12 protein-coding genes and 1 pseudogene are annotated in these 16,903 nt (G+C 65.6%); 7 read left to right on the top strand and 6 right to left on the bottom strand.

Annotated features, from left to right (window positions below; all coding sequences use genetic code 11):
* Positions 1-81: 81 nt before the first annotated feature.
* Entirely contained in the window at positions 82-558 is a 477-nt protein-coding gene (locus DJ563_RS02240; protein WP_033699303.1) for a sigma-70 family RNA polymerase sigma factor, read from the bottom strand.
* Positions 559-788: 230 nt separating this feature from the next.
* Between DJ563_RS02240 and DJ563_RS02235 the strand changes: the two genes are divergently transcribed.
* From DJ563_RS02235 to DJ563_RS02225, 3 genes are read left to right on the top strand one after another with little or no spacing between them, the layout of a single operon-like run.
* The gene (locus DJ563_RS02235; protein WP_274098610.1) at positions 789-1,961 is read left to right on the top strand and encodes an efflux RND transporter periplasmic adaptor subunit; all 1,173 of its coding nucleotides are present in this window, start codon (positions 789-791) and stop codon (positions 1,959-1,961) included.
* Entirely contained in the window at positions 1,962-3,926 is a 1,965-nt protein-coding gene (locus tag DJ563_RS02230) for a MacB family efflux pump subunit (protein WP_434518738.1), read from the top strand. It abuts the gene before it with no gap.
* A 3-nt stretch (positions 3,927-3,929) separates the two neighbouring features.
* Positions 3,930-5,333: an efflux transporter outer membrane subunit gene (locus DJ563_RS02225; RefSeq protein WP_434518737.1), complete on the top strand. Its 1,404-nt coding sequence runs from the start codon at positions 3,930-3,932 to the stop codon at positions 5,331-5,333.
* A gap of 119 nt (positions 5,334-5,452) precedes the next feature.
* Here DJ563_RS02225 and pvdP read toward each other — a convergent pair whose 3' ends face one another.
* The gene (gene pvdP, locus DJ563_RS02220; RefSeq protein ID WP_274099026.1) at positions 5,453-7,078 is read right to left on the bottom strand and encodes a pyoverdine maturation tyrosinase PvdP; all 1,626 of its coding nucleotides are present in this window, start codon (positions 7,076-7,078) and stop codon (positions 5,453-5,455) included.
* Between the two features lie 198 nt (positions 7,079-7,276).
* Here pvdP and DJ563_RS02215 point away from each other — a divergent pair, with 198 nt between their 5' ends.
* Positions 7,277-8,623 (top strand): dipeptidase, encoded by a 1,347-nt coding sequence (locus DJ563_RS02215; RefSeq protein WP_434518736.1) that lies wholly within the window; start codon positions 7,277-7,279, stop codon positions 8,621-8,623.
* Between the two features lie 16 nt (positions 8,624-8,639).
* Positions 8,640-9,920, top strand: a complete 1,281-nt coding sequence (pvdN, locus tag DJ563_RS02210; protein WP_434518735.1) for a pyoverdine-tailoring periplasmic protein PvdN — start codon at positions 8,640-8,642, stop codon at positions 9,918-9,920.
* Between the two features lie 36 nt (positions 9,921-9,956).
* Here pvdN and DJ563_RS02205 read toward each other — a convergent pair whose 3' ends face one another.
* On the bottom strand, positions 9,957-10,925 hold the full coding sequence (locus DJ563_RS02205; RefSeq protein WP_434518734.1) for an alpha/beta hydrolase: 969 nt from the start codon (positions 10,923-10,925) through the stop codon (positions 9,957-9,959).
* Between the two features lie 142 nt (positions 10,926-11,067).
* Here DJ563_RS02205 and DJ563_RS02200 point away from each other — a divergent pair, with 142 nt between their 5' ends.
* Complete coding sequence (locus tag DJ563_RS02200; protein ID WP_434518733.1) at positions 11,068-12,189, top strand: cupin-like domain-containing protein; 1,122 nt, start codon at positions 11,068-11,070, stop codon at positions 12,187-12,189.
* A gap of 74 nt (positions 12,190-12,263) precedes the next feature.
* Positions 12,264-13,235 (top strand): siderophore-interacting protein, encoded by a 972-nt coding sequence (locus tag DJ563_RS02195; RefSeq protein WP_434518732.1) that lies wholly within the window; start codon positions 12,264-12,266, stop codon positions 13,233-13,235.
* A gap of 36 nt (positions 13,236-13,271) precedes the next feature.
* Here DJ563_RS02195 and DJ563_RS02190 read toward each other — a convergent pair whose 3' ends face one another.
* The 3 genes and pseudogenes from DJ563_RS02190 to DJ563_RS02180 form a co-directional block, all read right to left on the bottom strand.
* Positions 13,272-14,663 carry an aspartate aminotransferase family protein gene (locus tag DJ563_RS02190; RefSeq protein WP_274099032.1) on the bottom strand — a complete coding sequence of 464 codons (1,392 nt, stop codon included), beginning with the start codon at positions 14,661-14,663 and terminating at the stop codon, positions 13,272-13,274.
* A gap of 165 nt (positions 14,664-14,828) precedes the next feature.
* Positions 14,829-16,142: pseudogene (locus tag DJ563_RS02185) on the bottom strand (ATP-binding protein); the annotation flags it as partial.
* Positions 16,139-16,822 (bottom strand): response regulator, encoded by a 684-nt coding sequence (locus DJ563_RS02180; RefSeq protein ID WP_274099033.1) that lies wholly within the window; start codon positions 16,820-16,822, stop codon positions 16,139-16,141. The pseudogene DJ563_RS02185 and the gene DJ563_RS02180, both read right to left, overlap by 4 nt.
* Between the last annotated feature and the right edge of the window lie 81 nt (positions 16,823-16,903).

Raw genomic sequence — 16,903 nt, 5'->3', positions numbered from 1 at the left:
GTCTCTCTTGATAGTTGTCGGGAAACCCGCAGAAATCAAGTGACGGGGTGACGGAATTTTCATCCGCCTTTCACCCGTTTTTCAGGATTCCCACTCGCGCATGCGCACACGGCAGTGCTTCATGGCATTGACGATGTGCTTTTCAACCACACTGCGGGACACCCCCAGGTGCTCGGCAATCTGCTGATGCGACAGGCCATCGAGCTTGCGCAGCAGGAAGCAGTCGCGACAAACCTTGCCCAGTTCATCCAGGGCGCGCTGCATCAGCGCCAGGCGCTGGTCGAGCTGCATGTCGTGGGTGAGTGCCGGGCTGTGCCAGCGCTCGTCGCTGTCGAGCACCTCCAGCGGTTCGGCCTGGCGCACCTGGTGGCGCCGGTGACGATCGACCACCAGGTTGAGCGCTGTGCGATAGAGAAAGGCACGCGGATGCTCGATCCGTTCGGCATCGGTACGTTCCAGTACCCGCAGATAGGCATCGTGCGCGACGTCTTCGGCAGCCTGACGACTGCCCAGGCGCGCGGAGAGGAAGCCCACCAGTTCGCGATAGTAATGTTCCACGACGTTACCTGAGGTCGTCCTGCCTGCCTTTGCCAGAAAGCCGTTTCGGGCAGCTACGCGGGACTGAGTGATGTCAACGTGCGATAGTACAAACTATAATTATTCTCAGCAACACGACATCCTCCCCCCGTTCTCGCTAAATCCGTCCCGTTAGCCTTCGTCTAACTGGGACCTCAGTGCGCGCCGCTTTCTTGGCTGTGCGTGGCCATCACCCCTGGCTGGAAGTCTGCATGAGACGTTTACCCCACACCCGCCGTCGGATACTGCTCGGTGGCTTGGCCCTGCTAAGCCTGGGCAGCTTGCTGGCCTGGAAGACCCTGCCCTTCGGCGCGCAGCCGTTCAGCACGGTCGCCGTCACCCGCACCGACATCGAAAGCAGCGTCACCGCCTTGGGCACCTTGCAGCCGCGGCGCTACGTCGACGTGGGTGCCCAGGCTTCCGGGCAGATCCACAAATTGCACGTCGAAGCCGGCGACCCGGTGCGCAAAGGCCAGTTGCTGGTCGAGATCGACCCCTCCACCCAGCAAGCCAGGCTCGACGCCGGGCGCTACTCGATCGACAACCTCAAGGCCCAGCTGGCCGAACAGCGCGCACAGTTTCAACTGGCCCAGCAGCAGCTCAAGCGCCAGCGCGACCTGGCCGCCGCCGGGGCAACCCGCGACGAAGACGTCCAGGCCGCCGATGCCCAACTCAAGGTGACCCAGGCACGCATCGAAATGTTCCAGGCGCAGATCCGCCAGGCCCAGGCCAACCTGCGCAGTGACGAGGCGGAGCTGGGCTATACGCGGATCTATGCGCCCATGGACGGCACCGTGGTGGCGGTCGATGCCCGTGAAGGCCAGACCCTCAACGCGCAACAGCAGACGCCGTTGATCCTGCGCATCGCCAAGCTTTCGCCCATGACCGTCTGGGCCCAGGTATCGGAAGCCGACATCGGCAAGGTCAAACCCGGCATGACCGCCTACTTCACCACCCTGGCCGGCGGCAAACGCCGCTGGACCAGCACGGTGCGGCAGATTCTGCCGATTCCGCCCAAGCCGCTGGACCAGACCAGCCAGGGCGGTGGCAGCCCGGCCAGTGCCGCCAATGGCACCACCGGCAGCCAGGTGGTGCAGTACACCGTGCTGCTGGACGTCGACAACCCGGACGGCGCCCTGATGGCCGAGATGACCACCCAGGTGTTCTTTGTCGCAGGCCAGGCCAGCCAGGTGCTGACCGTGCCACTTGCGGCGCTGGACGACAGCGAAGGCCTGCGCCTCGCCCGGGTACTCAACAGCAAAGGCGAAGTGGAACAGCGCCAGGTGCGTACCGGCCTGAGCGACCGCCTGCGGGTGCAGGTGCTCGACGGCCTCAGCGAAGGCGAACGCCTGGTCATCGGCGCCCCCAGCGTCAGCGGAGGTTGAATGACAACGCCCCTGATCGAACTGATCGACATCCGCAAGTCCTACGGCGGCGGCGATACCCCCAAGGTCGACATCCTCCAGGGCATCAGCCTGAGCATTCACCCTGGCGAATTCGTCGCCATCGTCGGCGCATCCGGTTCAGGCAAGTCGACGCTGATGAACATCCTCGGCTGCCTCGACCGGCCAACCGCCGGCAGTTATCACTTTGCCGGCAAGGACGTGGCCGAGCTGGAGAGCGACGAGCTGGCCTGGTTGCGCCGCGAAGCCTTTGGCTTCGTGTTCCAGGGCTACCACCTGATCCCCTCGGGCTCGGCCCAGGAGAACGTCGAGATGCCGGCCATCTACGCCGGCATCGCCGCCAGTGAGCGCCACGCGCGGGCAACCGCCCTGCTCACCCGCCTCGGCCTGGCCAGCCGCACCGGCAACCGCCCGCATCAGCTGTCCGGTGGCCAGCAACAACGGGTGTCGATTGCCCGGGCGCTGATGAACGGTGGCCACATCATCCTCGCCGACGAACCCACCGGCGCGCTCGACAGCCACAGCGGCACCGAAGTCATGGCGCTGCTCGACGAACTGGCCAGCCAGGGCCATGTAATCATCCTGATCACCCACGACCGCGAAGTGGCGGCGCGGGCGCAACGGGTCATCGAAATCCGTGATGGGCTGATCATCAGCGATTCGGCCGCCGAGCATACCCCCGTCAACACCGACCAAGGGCTGCAGGCCGACGACCTGCGCCAGCGCCTGGACCGCGGCGCGACCCTGCGCGGGGCATGGAAGGGTGAACTGTTCGAAGCCCTGCAGGCGGCCTGGCGGGTGATGTGGGTCAACCGCTTTCGCACCGCATTGACGCTGCTCGGCATTGTCATCGGGGTGGCCTCGGTGGTGGTCATGCTGGCCGTCGGCGAAGGCAGCAAGCGTCAGGTCATGGCGCAAATGGCGGCATTCGGTTCGAACATCCTCTACCTCAACGGCAAGCCGGCAACGCTTGGCGAGCAGGCCGGCACCATCACCCTCGACGACGTCGCCGCCATCGGCGAACTGCCCCAGGTCAAACACGTCATGCCTGTGATCGGCGAGAAGATGATGGTGCGCCACGGCAACAACAGCCAGCAGTTCTATGTCGGCGGCAACAACACCTGGTTCCCGGAGATCTTCAACTGGCCAGCGGTCGAGGGCGCCTTCTACACCGAGGCCGACGAAGCCAATGCGGCGGCCGTAGCAGTGATCGGCCAGAAGGTCCGGGAAAAGATGCTCGACCCCGGGCGCGACCCGCTGGGGCAGTACATCCTGATCGGCAACGTGCCGTTCCAGGTCGTCGGCATCCTCGCCGGCAAGGGCGCGAGCTCCGGCGACCAGGACAGCGACGGGCGCATCGCGGTGCCCTACTCCGCGGCAGCAATCCGCCTGTTTGGCCAGCGCGACCCGGACTACATCACCGTTGCCGCCCTCGACTCCACCCGGGTCAACGAAGCCGAAGCGGCCATCGATCACTTGCTGCGCCAGCGCCACCAAGGCCGTCAGGACTTCGAGCTGACCAACGATGCGGCATTGATCCAGGCCGAAGCACGCACGCAGAACAGCCTGTCGCTGATGCTGGGGGCGATCGCCGCAATTTCACTGCTGGTGGGCGGCATCGGGGTGATGAATATCATGCTCATGACCGTGCGCGAACGCACCCGTGAAATTGGCATCCGCATGGCCACCGGCGCGCGTCAGCGCGACATCCTGCGGCAGTTTTTGAGCGAGGCCGTGATGCTGTCGATGGTGGGCGGCATTGCCGGCATTGTCCTGGCCCTGGCCATCGGCGGCGGCCTGATGCTGGCCGAGATCGCCGTGGCCTTTGCCCTGCCTGCCATATTCGGCGCGTTCGCCTGCGCTGTCGTCACCGGCATCGTGTTCGGCTTCATGCCGGCCCGCAAGGCCGCCCGACTCGACCCGGTCAAAGCCCTTACCAGCGAATAACCCATGACTCTGCCAAGCCGTATCAGCCTGTTGACCCTGTGCCTGAGCCTCGCCGCTTGCAGCACGCCCCCCACTCCAGAAAGCGGCATCGCTGCACCGCAAGCCTGGCAAGGCGAGGTCGAGCCGTCCTCGGCCCAACTGCCGTCAGGACAATGGTGGCGTGCCTTCGCCAGTAGCGAGCTGGACCGCCTGGTCGAGCGCGCCCGGCTCAACGCCTACGACCTGGCGGCTGCCACGGCACGGGTGCGCCAAGCCCAGGCCCAGGCTGTCATCGCTGGCGCGCCGTTGCTACCCGAACTGAACCTGGGCCTGGATGGCAGCCGCCAGCGCCTGCTGCATGGCAAAGGCAACGACCAGCTGGACGTCAGCAGCAACGAGCGCACCAGTACCTCCTTCGACCTGAAACTCAGCGCCAGCTACGAGATCGATTTCTGGGGCGGCCTGCGCGCCGCCCGCGCCAGCGCGTTGCACAGCCTCGACGCCAGCCGCTTCGATCGGCAAACCGTCGAACTGACCCTGGTCAGCGCCGTGGCCGACAGCTATCTGCAAGGCCTTGCCCTGACAGAACAGTTGAACATCGCCCGGCTCAACCTGCGCAATGCGCGTGATGTACTGGGCCTGGTCGAAGCCCGCCAGCGCACAGGTTCGGCCACGCGCCTGGAGCTGGCCCAGCAGCGCAGCCTGGTGGCCGCCCAGGAGCGGCAGGTGCCGTTGCTTGAACAGAAGTGGCAAGACAGCCAAGTCACCCTGGCCACGCTGCTGGGCGACCCGGTCCAGGCCCTGCCGCCCAGCCGTGAAGCGATCGATGCCCTGCAGTGGCCGGCCATCGGCAGTGGCATCCCCAGCGAGCTGCTAAGCCGTCGCCCGGACATCGCCGCAGCCGAAGCGCGGCTGGCAGCGGCAAGCGCCGACGTACAGGTGGCCAGGGCTGCAATGCTGCCCAAGCTGACCCTGGGGGCCAATCTGGGCAGCGGCGCCAATACCTTTGCGCGTGTCTTCGACAGCTCGTTCTACACCCTCACTGCCGGGCTGGTCGCGCCGGTCTTCAACAACGGCCGGTTAAGGGCCTCGCGCGACCTGGCAGAAGCCGAGCAGGTCGAGCTGTTGGAGGCTTACCGGGGCAGCATCCTGGCGGGTTTCGCCGATGTCGAGAAAGCGCTCAACGCTATTCATGGCGTGGACCGCCAGCGTCAGTGGCAGGACGAGGAGGTGCAGCAGGCACGCCTGGCGTTCGACCTGGCCCAGCAGCGCTATGGCGCAGGCGCCGAGACCTTGCTCAGCGTGCTGGAGACCCAGCGCACGCTGTACCTGGCGCAGGATCAGCAGGCGCAGCTACGGCTGGCACGGCTGCAAGGCAGCGTGGCGCTTTACAAGGCGTTGGGGGGTGGGTGGAAGGTTGGGCAGTAGCTGGGCGTAGGGCGGTAGATTTTCGGCGCCCATGAGATCGAGCGCCGCGCGGGCGGCGCTCGATCTCATGGGCGCTGCAAAATTACCGCCCTACACCCCAAGGCCACCCCCAACCGATATCAACGCCCCCGCACGCCCACCTTCAAATTCCGCGCATACCAAGGCCGCTGTGGCACCTTCGGCCGCAACTTGCCAAACAGGTCCTCATCGCTATAGATAATCCGCAAGGCCAGCTTCATCGTTTCCGGGTCCATCTCCACACTGCGCCCCGGCCTCAACCCCGGCACTGTAGAGCACCCGTGCGTATCAGGCCCCAACCAAGGGTCGGCCACTTCAACCCAGCGCCCTGGCGCAAACCAGGGCACACCATTGATTTCAAGGCGCCGCACCTCACCGGGGTGAACCCGCTCATGGGCCCGAAACCAGTCCTCGATGCGGTCATCGATCCAACCATGAAACTGCCAGAACACCGGGTTCACGTGGGATGAAAACGGGTCGCCAAGAAAGTCGTTCTGGGCCGCAAACCAGCGCAAGGCGAAATCGTCAGGCGTGCGCGCCGTCGGCACCGGCATGCCGTTGACAGGGTCACGCGGCACCGAAGCCCAGCGCATGTGCAGCCAGTCATGCAGGCCCAGCTCCACTTCCGAACCGAACTGGCCCAGGGTCAACGTGCTCAGGTATTCAGGGTCACTGTAACGCGACTCCCAGACTTGGAAGTTGCCATGGTAGGTATCCGGGCTCTTGATGTCGCGCACCCACTGGGTGTATTCCGCGTCGCCGCTCGCCAGCCAGGTGGGCGGCAAGGCATTCCCATCGTGGTTGTCGAAATAGCGGGCGAAGCCTGCGCGGTCGCGCTCAAGCTCCGGCTGTGGCTGCGGAAACCGCGCCCACGAAGGCAGGTCCTGCAAGGCTCGCGCGCTACCGAGCATATGCCGGTGCATGAAAAAGAAGTCTTCGCCCGAGCCGTTGCGGTCCTTGTGCCGGCCACGCGCGTCACGCTCCCTCTCACGCGGCCCCGGCTGCCAGCCCAAGCCGCGCAGGGCGGCATGTTTGTCCTTGTCCAGCTTGTGCCATTTGTCACGCGAGGCATGCCACAACTGGTGAAACAGACGGTGCTCCGGGGTAATCAGCCAGGCCAGCAACTGCGGGCTCAGTGGCGTGCGCTCACGCGCCTCGGGGAAGGTGTGCTTGAGCGCCAGAAAGTGGTTGTCCTGCACCGGCAACGACAGCGCACGGTCCAGTTGCGCGATACGCCCATTGAGGGTCGCTGGCCCGGCATTGCCAAAGCGGCCCCACACCTCGTCGATGACGATATGGCATTCATAGCGCGCCTGCGTTTCACCTGGCTGGGTCGAGAACAAGCGCCAGCGCAAGGTGCCTGGCTTGTCTGCCAGCAGGTCGCCCACCACGCGATAGCGCGGCTGTTCATCACTGCGCAGACGCTCGGGGGTGTCCAGATAACCACGCAGCGCCCGGCCACTGGGTGCAACATCCAGGAACAACTCCAGTTCGCCGTCAGGCAAGCCTTGCAGGCCCGCGTCCTTGCCCTGCAGGGTCCAGCGCCAGATCCCGCGCAAGGTGTCACCCAACTGCTGCAACGGTGTATCGGCCAGTTCGACGACCGCCTCGCCGGGGGTTTCCGGGAACGCTTCGGCGGCCCATTGGCGCTGGGCATACCACGCACCGGGCACCACCGCGCCCGTCAATGCCACACCGGCGATGAACCCACGTCGAGAAATCGTCATTGCAACTACCTGTGCATTGATTGCGGCCATGGAGCACGGCCCGTCCAAGGCTAGAACGTTGTACACACCGCAAAATTTACCGTTGCTGGCGTAGACGAGCCGCCGTGGCTGGCTAAATTTCCACACGGCAGGCTCGTTCACTCCAGGTAGCGGCGGCCTCTGTGCCCATCCCTCGACGGTGAACCTACTGAGACCAAGATGACGACTCCACGCTGGAAGAAAGCCCTGTTTATCAGCCTGGCCACGGCCGTGACCGCAGGTGCCGGTTTTGCCGCCTGGCACTACTTCAACACACCGGCAGGCTACTCCAGAGAAGTGGTGCGCCAGGCCAACGACCTGCAGGAACGCATCATCTCGTTCGACAGCCATGTCACCCTGCCGCTGACCTTCGGCACCGAAGGCAGCGAGGCTGACAAAGACGGCAACGGCCGCTTCGACCTCGCCAAGGCCGCCCGCGGGCGGTTGTCCGGCGCCGCACTGACCATCTTCGCCTGGCCCGAATCCTGGACCGGCGACGATGGCCCGCACCGGCCGACCGCAGGCTTCGTCGAAGCCGCGCGCCACACCCAGGAAGTGCGCTACAACGCCATCGACGCCATGGTCCGCGACTTCCCCGAGCAGGTCGGTATCGCCTACACCCCGCAAGACATGCGGCGCCTGCATGGCGAGGGCAAGTTCGCAGTGTTCCTCAGCATGCTCAATGCCTATGCCCTGGGCGACGACGTCGATCAGCTGGACCGCTGGGCCGCACGCGGCGTGCGCATGTTCGGCTTCAGCTATGTGGGCAACAACAGTTGGGCCGACTCTTCGCGCCCGCTGCCGTTCTTCAATGACACCGCCGATGCCCTGGACGGCCTTTCGCCGGTCGGCAAACGTGCCGTGCAGCGGCTCAACGACCTGGGCGTGATCATCGATGTGTCGCAGATGTCGAGCAAGGCACTGGCCCAGGCCATCAGCCTCAGCCGCGCGCCCGTGGTGGCTTCGCATTCGGCCCCGCGGGCCATGGTCGATATCGCCCGTAACCTGTCCGACAAGGAGATGCAACTGATCAAGGACAGCGGTGGGGTGATCCAGCTGGTGGCGTTTTCAACCTATCTCAAGCCGCTGAGCCCCAAGACCCAGGGCAAACTCAACGACCTGCGCGCCCGCTACGACCTGCCGCCACTGGCCAACCTCAACTACGCGTTGATGCCGGGCGACCCGGTCATCGCCGGCTGGCCCGAACAGAAAGTGGGCCAGTACGCCAACGCGCTGTACGGGATCCTCGACGAAGAACCACCGGCCACGCTCAAGGACTTTGGCGACGCCATCGACTACACGGTGCGCAAGGTGGGCATCGACCATGTGGGCCTGAGCTCGGACTTCAACGAAGGCGGCGGCATTGACGGCTGGCACGACGCCAGCGAAGCGCGCAACGTGACCGCCGAGCTGATCAGCCGCGGTTATTCCGAGGCCGATATCGCCAAGCTCTGGGGCGGCAACTTCCTGCGCGTGTGGGAACAGGTGCAGCACGCCGCACAACCCGCCACCACCTCGTCCCGATAAGCCTGCGAGTGCCTTCATGAACCATCGCCGTACGTTTCTCAAGCGGGCAGGCCTCCTGGCCGCCGCCCTGCCCTTGGCCAGCCAGTGGCTGCCGGGCGCACACGCCGCCTCGCCAGCTGCAGGTGGCGACGCCTGGGCAGGCTTTCGCAGCCTGTTCGAGCTGGACCCGGAGTACGCGCACTTCGCCAACTTCCTGATCACCTCACACCCAAAGCCCGTGCGCGAGGCCATCGAAGCCCTGCGCGCGAGCTTCGACCGGCACCCGGCACGCATGGTCGACTGGGACAGCCAGTCGGAGTGGAAGCACGAAGCCGCCGTGCGCGAGTGGGCGGGCCGCTACCTGGAAGTGAACCCTCGGCAGATCGCCCTGACCGGCAGCACCACAGAAGGCCTGGGCCTGATCTATGGCGGCCTGAAGCTTGCGCCGGGGCAGGAAATCCTCACCACCGTGCACGAGCATTCGGCGGCGCGCCATACCCTGGGCTTTCGCACCGCGCGCGATGGCACGCCGGTGCGCAGACTGCGCCTGTTCGAAAACCCCGCTCTGGTCAGCACTGACCAGGTATTGGGCACCCTCGCTGCGGCCATCAGCCCCAAGACCCGCGTACTGGGCATGACCTGGGTGCATTCGGGCAGCGGTGTGAAGCTGCCTGTCGGCGAGATCGGCGCACTGGTGCGCGAGGTCAATCGCCAGCGCGACGAGCGCGATCAAATTATCTATGTGATTGACGGCGTGCATGGCTTCGGCGTCGAGGACGTGCGCTTTGCCGACCTGAACTGCGACTACTTCATCGCCGGCACCCACAAGTGGATGTTCGGGCCACGCGGCACCGGGATCATCTGCGCGGCCTCCACCGAGCTCAAGCACCTGAACCCGACCATCGCCACGTTTTCCGAGAATGAAGACTTCGCCACCGTGATGACCCCCGGTGGCTACCATGCCTTCGAGCACCGCTGGGCGCTGGGCAAGGCGTTCGAACTGCACCTGCAGCAGGGTAAGGCGAAGGTCCAGGCGCGTATTCATGGGCTCAACGATTACCTCAAGCAACGCCTGGAGGCGCTTGAGGCGGTCGAGCTGGTGACGCCCCGCAGCGCTGATTACTCGGCAGGTTTCACCTTCTTCAGGGTCAAGGGTCAGGAGGCGGATGACGTGGCTGGGTACCTGAACAGCCAGCGCATTGTCGTCGATGCGGTGTCGCGTGATGCCGGGCCGGTGGTGCGTACCGCGCCTGGGTTGCTCAATACAGAGGCCGAGATCGACCGGCTGGTCGATGTACTGGGACGGCGGGTGCGCTGAGCTGCAGGAAGGGGCGCAAAGCGCCCCCCGGCAATCTCAAACCTTATCCCCAACCCCCTCCAGCCAACGTCCCACATCCTGATAGATACCGCCCACCTGCCCAACAATCCCCGACATGCGCAAAAAGTCATGGGTCAGCCCCTCGACCCGGGCAAACGTCACCTCGGTCCCGCCCGCTACCAACCAATCACGGTAGGCAATCCCTTCGTCATGCAACGGATCGTACTCGGCCACGAACAGATAAGCCGGCGCCAGTGGCGCGCGCAGCGTCGACAGCAAGGGCGACACGCGCCAGTCCAGGCGCTGCTCCGGCTGCGGCGCATAGTGCTGGTAGAACCACTCCAAGGTAGGCGTTTCCAGCAGGTAGCCCTCGGCATGTTGCCGATGGGACTCGCGCTGGCAGGAAATATCGGTCACCGGATAGAACAACAACTGCGCCAGCGGCTTGAACGCCAACACCTCGGGCTGTTCGACGGCGGTGATGGCCAGCACCGCAGCCAGGCTGGCGCCGACGCTGTCCCCCGCCAGCACCATTCGGCGATTGTCCAGCCCAAGCGCTGACGCCTGTTCGGCCAGCCAATTGGCGGCATCCAACACATCGTGCAGCGCCACCGGAAACGCCTGCTCCGGTGCCAGTCGGTAATCCGCCGCCAACACTGCGAACTCGCCCATGGCAGCCAGACGGCGGCACACCGAATCATGCGAGTCGAGACTGCCTACAACGTAGCCGCCACCGTGCAGGTAGAAAATCACCGGCTGCAAAGCACCGCCCGCGTCGCCCGTGCGGTACAGCCGCGCTGGCAGGGTGGCGCCATCACGCGCCGGAACGTTCAGCTCGCTCACCTGCAGGCTGCCGGGCGGGCTGGGGTCGAGCACTTGCGAGCTGCCCTCGAACTCCGCCCGGGCCTGGGCCACGTCCATCGCGTGCATGGGCAGGCTTCTGCCCGTCAACCGGCCAAATTCGACCAGCTCCAGAAAACCCGCCAGATCAGGGTGCAATGCCATGTTGGATCCTTGCTTGAACAATGTGACTCGGCTATCCCTACGGAACGTAGAAGGCCCCGCGAAAATTAGCGGCAGGCACGGCTAAATCGACGACGGACACACTCGTTATCCCTGCACAACGAAACCCCGTCAGAGGCTAACCGTGGACCTTCAGAGCATCCTCAGCAAACTGTTCGCCAACGCCCATGCCGTCGGCATCGAAGGCGTGTTCCAGTTCGTCTTCGGCCAGGACCGAGCCTTCTGGTCGGAAGTGCGCGACACCAGCCGCACGGGCGCGGGCCGGCACAGCACCCCGGATGTCACCATCGAAGTGGCCGAGCGCGACTTCCTCGGCATCATGGGCGGCACGGCCAATGTCGAGGAGCTGTTCGCCAGCACACGCCTGAAAATCACCGGCAACATGGGCCTGGCTACCTTGCTGCCGCAGATCATCAACAACGCCCGCAAAGGTGCGGCGCCGGCCAAGGTGGCGATGAACCAGCGCTACCCCACGCCGGCGCGCCTCAGCGAACGGGTTTCGGCGGCGCTGCCAGTGCAGCGCGAGGTGCTGCGCATAGCCCGGGCCGACATGCCGCTGTCGCGCTTTCAAAGCGAGTTTCTGCTGCATGGCACCCCTGTGGTACTCAGCGACGCCCTGCAGGACTGGCCACTGTTCAGCATGGGCCGCGAGGCTTCGCTCGAGCATTTCGCCGAGCTGCAGGGCATTACCCGGCATGGCGACTACGTCAAGAAAACCTTCTCCACCGACCGCGACTTCCGCTCGACCTCCATGGCCGACTTCATCGCTTCGCTGGACAAACCGGCCAAGCCTGGCGAGACACCGGCCTACATGGGCAACAACATCGTCCCGGAAAAACTCCTGACACTGATCCGCTTTCCGGATTACTTCGAGCGTCAGCGCTTCATCTCGCCCCGCATCTGGATCGGCCCCAAGGGTACCCTGACGCCCCTGCACCGCGACGACACCGACAACCTGTTCGCCCAAGTCTGGGGCCAGAAGTCGTTCATCCTCGCCGCACCTCACCACCGGGCAGCGCTGGGCACCTGGTCGACCAGCCCCAAAGGGGGCCTTGACGGCTGCGACTTCAACCCCGACGCGCCAGACTACCAACGCTTCCCGGCGGCGCGCGCGGTGCCCTTCCTGCGCGTGGTGCTGCAGGCCGGGGACCTGTTGTTCCTGCCTGAAGGCTGGTTCCATCAGGTGGAGTCGGTATCCACCTCGTTGTCGGTGAACTTCTGGGTGAACTCCGGGCGCGGCTGGTAGCCGCCCTTGCGGGGGTTAATTTGCGGTGGCGTCGGCTCGTTTCTAGAGAAACCCGCTTGCAAGAGGACGCCCGCATGGCCACCCCCACCCGCCTGTCCCAGGCGCTGCAGCATGGCTTGCGCCGGCTGATCAAGGGCCGCTCGCCGAGCACCAGCGCCTATCGCATATTCGACCTGGTGCTGGCTCGGCGCATCAGCCTCAGCCCGTCGTTGACGCGCCTGGTGTTCACCGGCCCCGATGTCGCGCAAATGACCACCTTGGCCCCCGACCAGCGCGTGAAGCTGTTCTTCCCGGCCGCCGATGGCTCGTTGCCCAGCCTGCCCAACGACACCCACTGGAAAGCCGCGCACAGTGCACTGGCGCCGGCCCAACGCCCACCCATGCGCACCTACACCATTCGCAACTTGCGCCGGGAAGCCCTGGAGGTAGATGTCGATTTCGTGCTGCATGGCGTCAACGGGCCCGCCTCGGCCTGGGCCACCCAGGCCCAGGTGGGTGACGGCCTGCAGATGGTCGCCCCCAACTTGGCCTACGCCGGCGACCCCGGGGGTTATGAATGGAAGCCGCCGCAGGGGGTACGCGAGGTGCTGCTGGTCGGGGACGAAACGGCACTGCCGGCCATCGCCGGTATCCTCGAGCAATTGGCCGACGTACAGCCCGAGCTTGCCGTGCAAGCTTTCATCGAGGTGCCCTTGGAGGCCGACTGCCTGGCGTTGCACCATGGCACCGCCACGCGTCTGCACTGGCTACCCCGTGAACTGCTGCATTGCGGCCATGGCCAGGCCATGCAACATGCCGTACGCGAACTGGCCAGCCTGCCGAATGGGAGCGCAGCGCCCCGGCTGAAGCTGGAAGAAGTGGACATCGACAAGCGCATCTTGTGGGAGCAGGCCAGCACTACCAGCAACAGCGCCTTTCACGCCTGGGTAGCGGGTGAGTCGGCGACGGTGATGGATATCCGGCGGTACCTGATCAAGGAACGTGGGCTGCCGCGGGACTGCCTGACGTTGATGGGCTATTGGCGGGCTGGACGCACGTTAGATTGAGCCATTGCCGGGGCCGCAACGCGGCCCCGGCATGTGTCAGACCGCAGCTTTCAGTGCCTCGGCAAACCGCTGCGCCACCTCGTCGATTTGCTCGCCACTGATAATCAGCGGTGGCAGGAAGCGCACCACTGCACCGTGGCGCCCACCCAACTCCAGGATCAGGCCACGCTTGAGGCACTCACGCTGAACCTTGGGCGCCAACTCGCGGTTGGCCACAGGGTGCCCCAGGGCATCGCGTTGGCCGTGCGGGTCGACCAGCTCTACCCCGAGCATCAGCCCACGGCCCCGGATATCGCCCAACTGCGGATAATCCCGCTGCAGGTGCAGCAAGTGCTGGCGCAGGCGCTGGCCCATGGCCTCGGCGTGCTCGGCCAGGTGATGCTCGACCAAGTAATGGATCACCGCCGAGCCTGCGGCCATGGCCATCTGGTTGCCACGGAAGGTGCCGGCATGGGCGCCTGGCTTCCAGGTGTCCAGCCAGTCGCGGTACACCACCACCGCCAGCGGCAGGCTGCCGCCGATGGCCTTGGACAAGGTCACCACGTCCGGCACGATACCGGCATGCTCGAAGGCGAACATCCGCCCGGTGCGGGCAAAGCCACTCTGGATCTCGTCGACGATCAGCGCCACGCCGGCTTGCTCGGTGATCCGTCGCACGCCCTTGAGCCACTCGATATCGGCGGGCACAACGCCACCTTCGCCCTGCACCACTTCGAGGATCACCGCTGCCGGCAGTGGCACGCCGCTTTCAGGGTCGAGCAGCAGGTTTTCCAGGTAATGCAGGTTGGCCTTGACCCCGGCTTCGCCCCCCAGGCCGAACGGGCAACGGTAGTCGTAGGGGTACGGCATGAACTGCACCCCGTTGCCCAGCAGGGCACCCAGCGGCTGTTTCGGCCCGTGGCTGCCCATCAGGCTCAGCGCGCCCTGGCTCATGCCATGGTAGGCGCCCTGGAAGGCCAGCACGGTGCTGCGCCCGGTGGCGCCACGCACCAGTTTGAGCGCCGCTTCAACAGCATCGGTGCCGGTCGGGCCGCAGAATTGCACTTTGGCTTCCCGGCGCAGCGCTTCGGGCAGTACGCCGAACAGGTCCTGGACAAAGCGGTCCTTGACCGGCGTGGTCAGGTCGAGGGTGTGCAGCGGCAGTTCGTCGGCCAGCACTTGCTGGATCGCCTCGATCACCACGGGGTGGTTATGGCCCAGGGCCAAGGTGCCGGCGCCGGCCAGGCAGTCGATGAACTGGCGGCCTTCGACATCTTCGACATGGATGCCACGGGCGCGCTTGAGCGCCAGTGGAATACGCCGCGGGTAGCTGCGGGCGTTGGATTCCTGTTGCTGCTGGCGTTGCAGCAACGGCGAATCGTTGAACTCGTACAGGGGTTGCGGCGCACTGGCCGGCAAGACCTGGGCAAGGCGGGTAGCGGTCGACATGGTAGATCCTCGCAAGCAAGCGAAAGTGCCCCGCCACGCCCCTGTAAGCAGATGTGTGCGGGTAGTTGTCGCTTGGGAAACGCTTCAGCGCCGGGAGGATTTAGCGGTTGTTGCGGGATTTTTAGGGTTCGTTACGGGATGCTGGGAGGGTTTGTCGGGAGATGGGGGGCGGGTAGGTGCCTGCAACAGCACGCGCAAGCCATCGCTGCGGCTGTCGAAACGTAAGGTGCCGGCGCAACGCTGAACAATCGCCTGGACGATCGCCAAGCCCAGCCCACACCCGCCACTCTGGCCATTGCGCCAGAACCGCTCGGTCAGGTGCTGCAAGTCGTCGTCGGCAATCCCCGGCCCGTGGTCACGCACCATGAAGCCCACCTGGCCGTCAGCCATCTGCACTTCCAGCTCCACCGCGCTTTCGCCACCATGGCGCAAGGCGTTGTCCAGCAGGTTGCGCAAGGCCGCGACCGCCAGCGGCGCGGGCATGCCCAGGTAGATCTGCGTGGCCTGCTCGGGCAGGCGCAGCACGATCCGCCGGTTGTCGCCGCCGCCGGCATCCTGCACCGCCTGCCGGGCGACCTGCTCGGCGCTGCACTGCACGCCATCCTCGAACGACAGGCTGCCCTCGACACGCGCCAGCATCAGCAGTTGCTCGAGCGTGCGGTGCATGCGGTCGGCACCTTGTTCGGCATGCTCCAGCGCCTGCTCGCGCACCGCGCCATCGGTCATGCGCGCCACCTGCAGGTGGGTCTTGATCGCCGTCAGCGGGCTGCGCAATTCATGGGCCGCGTCATCGGTCAGGCGCCGCTCGCGTTCGAGGGTCTGGGCAATGCGCAGGAACAACTGGTTCTGGGTTTCCAGCAGCGGTTGCAGCTCGCTGGGCATGCCGGCCACCTGCAAGGGCTCGACACTGTCGGCACGCCGCCGACGCAGGGCGTCGCGCATCCTATTGAGCGGCTCCAGGCCCTTGCCCAGGCCGATCCACAACAGGCCGAGGCTGCCGAGCAACGCCATCAGCACCGGTGCCGAGGCTGCCAGCAGGATCGACTGGTTCAGGGCCTCGCGCTCCATGTGGCGGTCGGCGGTGGTGATGCGCACATCTCCGTGGTTGTAGGTGAACGTACGCCACAACGCGTCGTCGATGGTCTGGTCACGGAAGCCGCTGCGCTGATCATCCATCGCCCCGTCATGCTTGTGGTTGCTGGCCAGGATCTCGCCCCGCAGTGAGCTCACCTGGCAGGCCATGCCATCCGGCACGCTGAACTGGTCGGCGGAAAAATGCGCATCCTCGCCCTTGGCCGCCAATGGCTGCGGCAACTGGTCGATCAGCCCGGCAACCATGCGCGCCGAAGCCACCAGGCGCTGGTCGAGGGAAAACATCATCTGCTGGCGCAGGTCGCGCAGCATCCATGCGGCAGCCAGTACCCAGATGATCACGAAGGCGCTGCCCAGGATCAGGCTCAGGCGTACCCGCAGGCTCATGGCGCGACCTCTTCCGGTGCCTGCGCAGGGCCAAGCCGGTAGCCCAGGCCACGCACGGTTTCGACGATGCTGTTACCGAGCTTGCGGCGCAAATGGTGAATATGCACATTGAGGGCGTTGCTCTCGACCTCGTCACTGAAGCCGTACACGCAATCTTTCAGCTGTTCGCTGGACAGCACCCGCCCTGGGTTCTGCAGCAGGGCCTGGAGCAGCGCCTGCTCACGGCGGGAAAGGTCGACCGGCTGGCCGGCCAGGGTCGCTTCGCAGCTGCTGGGGTCATAACGCAGCGGCCCATGCTCGATGGCATTCACCGCCCGCCCGGCCACACGGCGCAGCAAGGTGTGCAGGCGCGCTGCCAGCTCGCGCAGGTCGAACGGCTTGAGCAGGTAGTCGTCGGCGCCGGCCTGCAGGCCATCGACCCGGTCGGTGACCGCATCGCGCGCCGTGAGCACCAGCACCGGCAAGGTCTCGCCCTGCTGACGCAGGCGCCGCAGCAGCTTGAGGCCGTCTTCATCGGGCAGCCCGAGGTCGAGGATCATCACATCGAACTGCGCCGCCTGGAGCATCGCCCGTGCGCCCGCAGCATTGGCGACCCGGTCCACGGTCAGGCCCTGGGCGGTGAGGCCGGCGCAGATGCCGCTGGCGATCAGGTCATCGTCCTCGCAGAGCAGAACGTGCATGGTGGGGCTCCGGGTTGGGTGAGGCAGATACTGCACCACGGGTGGATTAAGTGGAGATTATGGACCTGGCGCGTGCGTTTG

Origin of the sequence: Pseudomonas sp. NFX1, assembly GCF_051123555.1 — a bacterium.
Classification (GTDB): Bacteria; Pseudomonadota; Gammaproteobacteria; order Pseudomonadales; family Pseudomonadaceae; genus Aquipseudomonas; species Aquipseudomonas capeferrum.
Note: the sequence above shows the minus strand (reverse complement) of the source record. Positions and strands in the feature narration are given on the sequence as shown.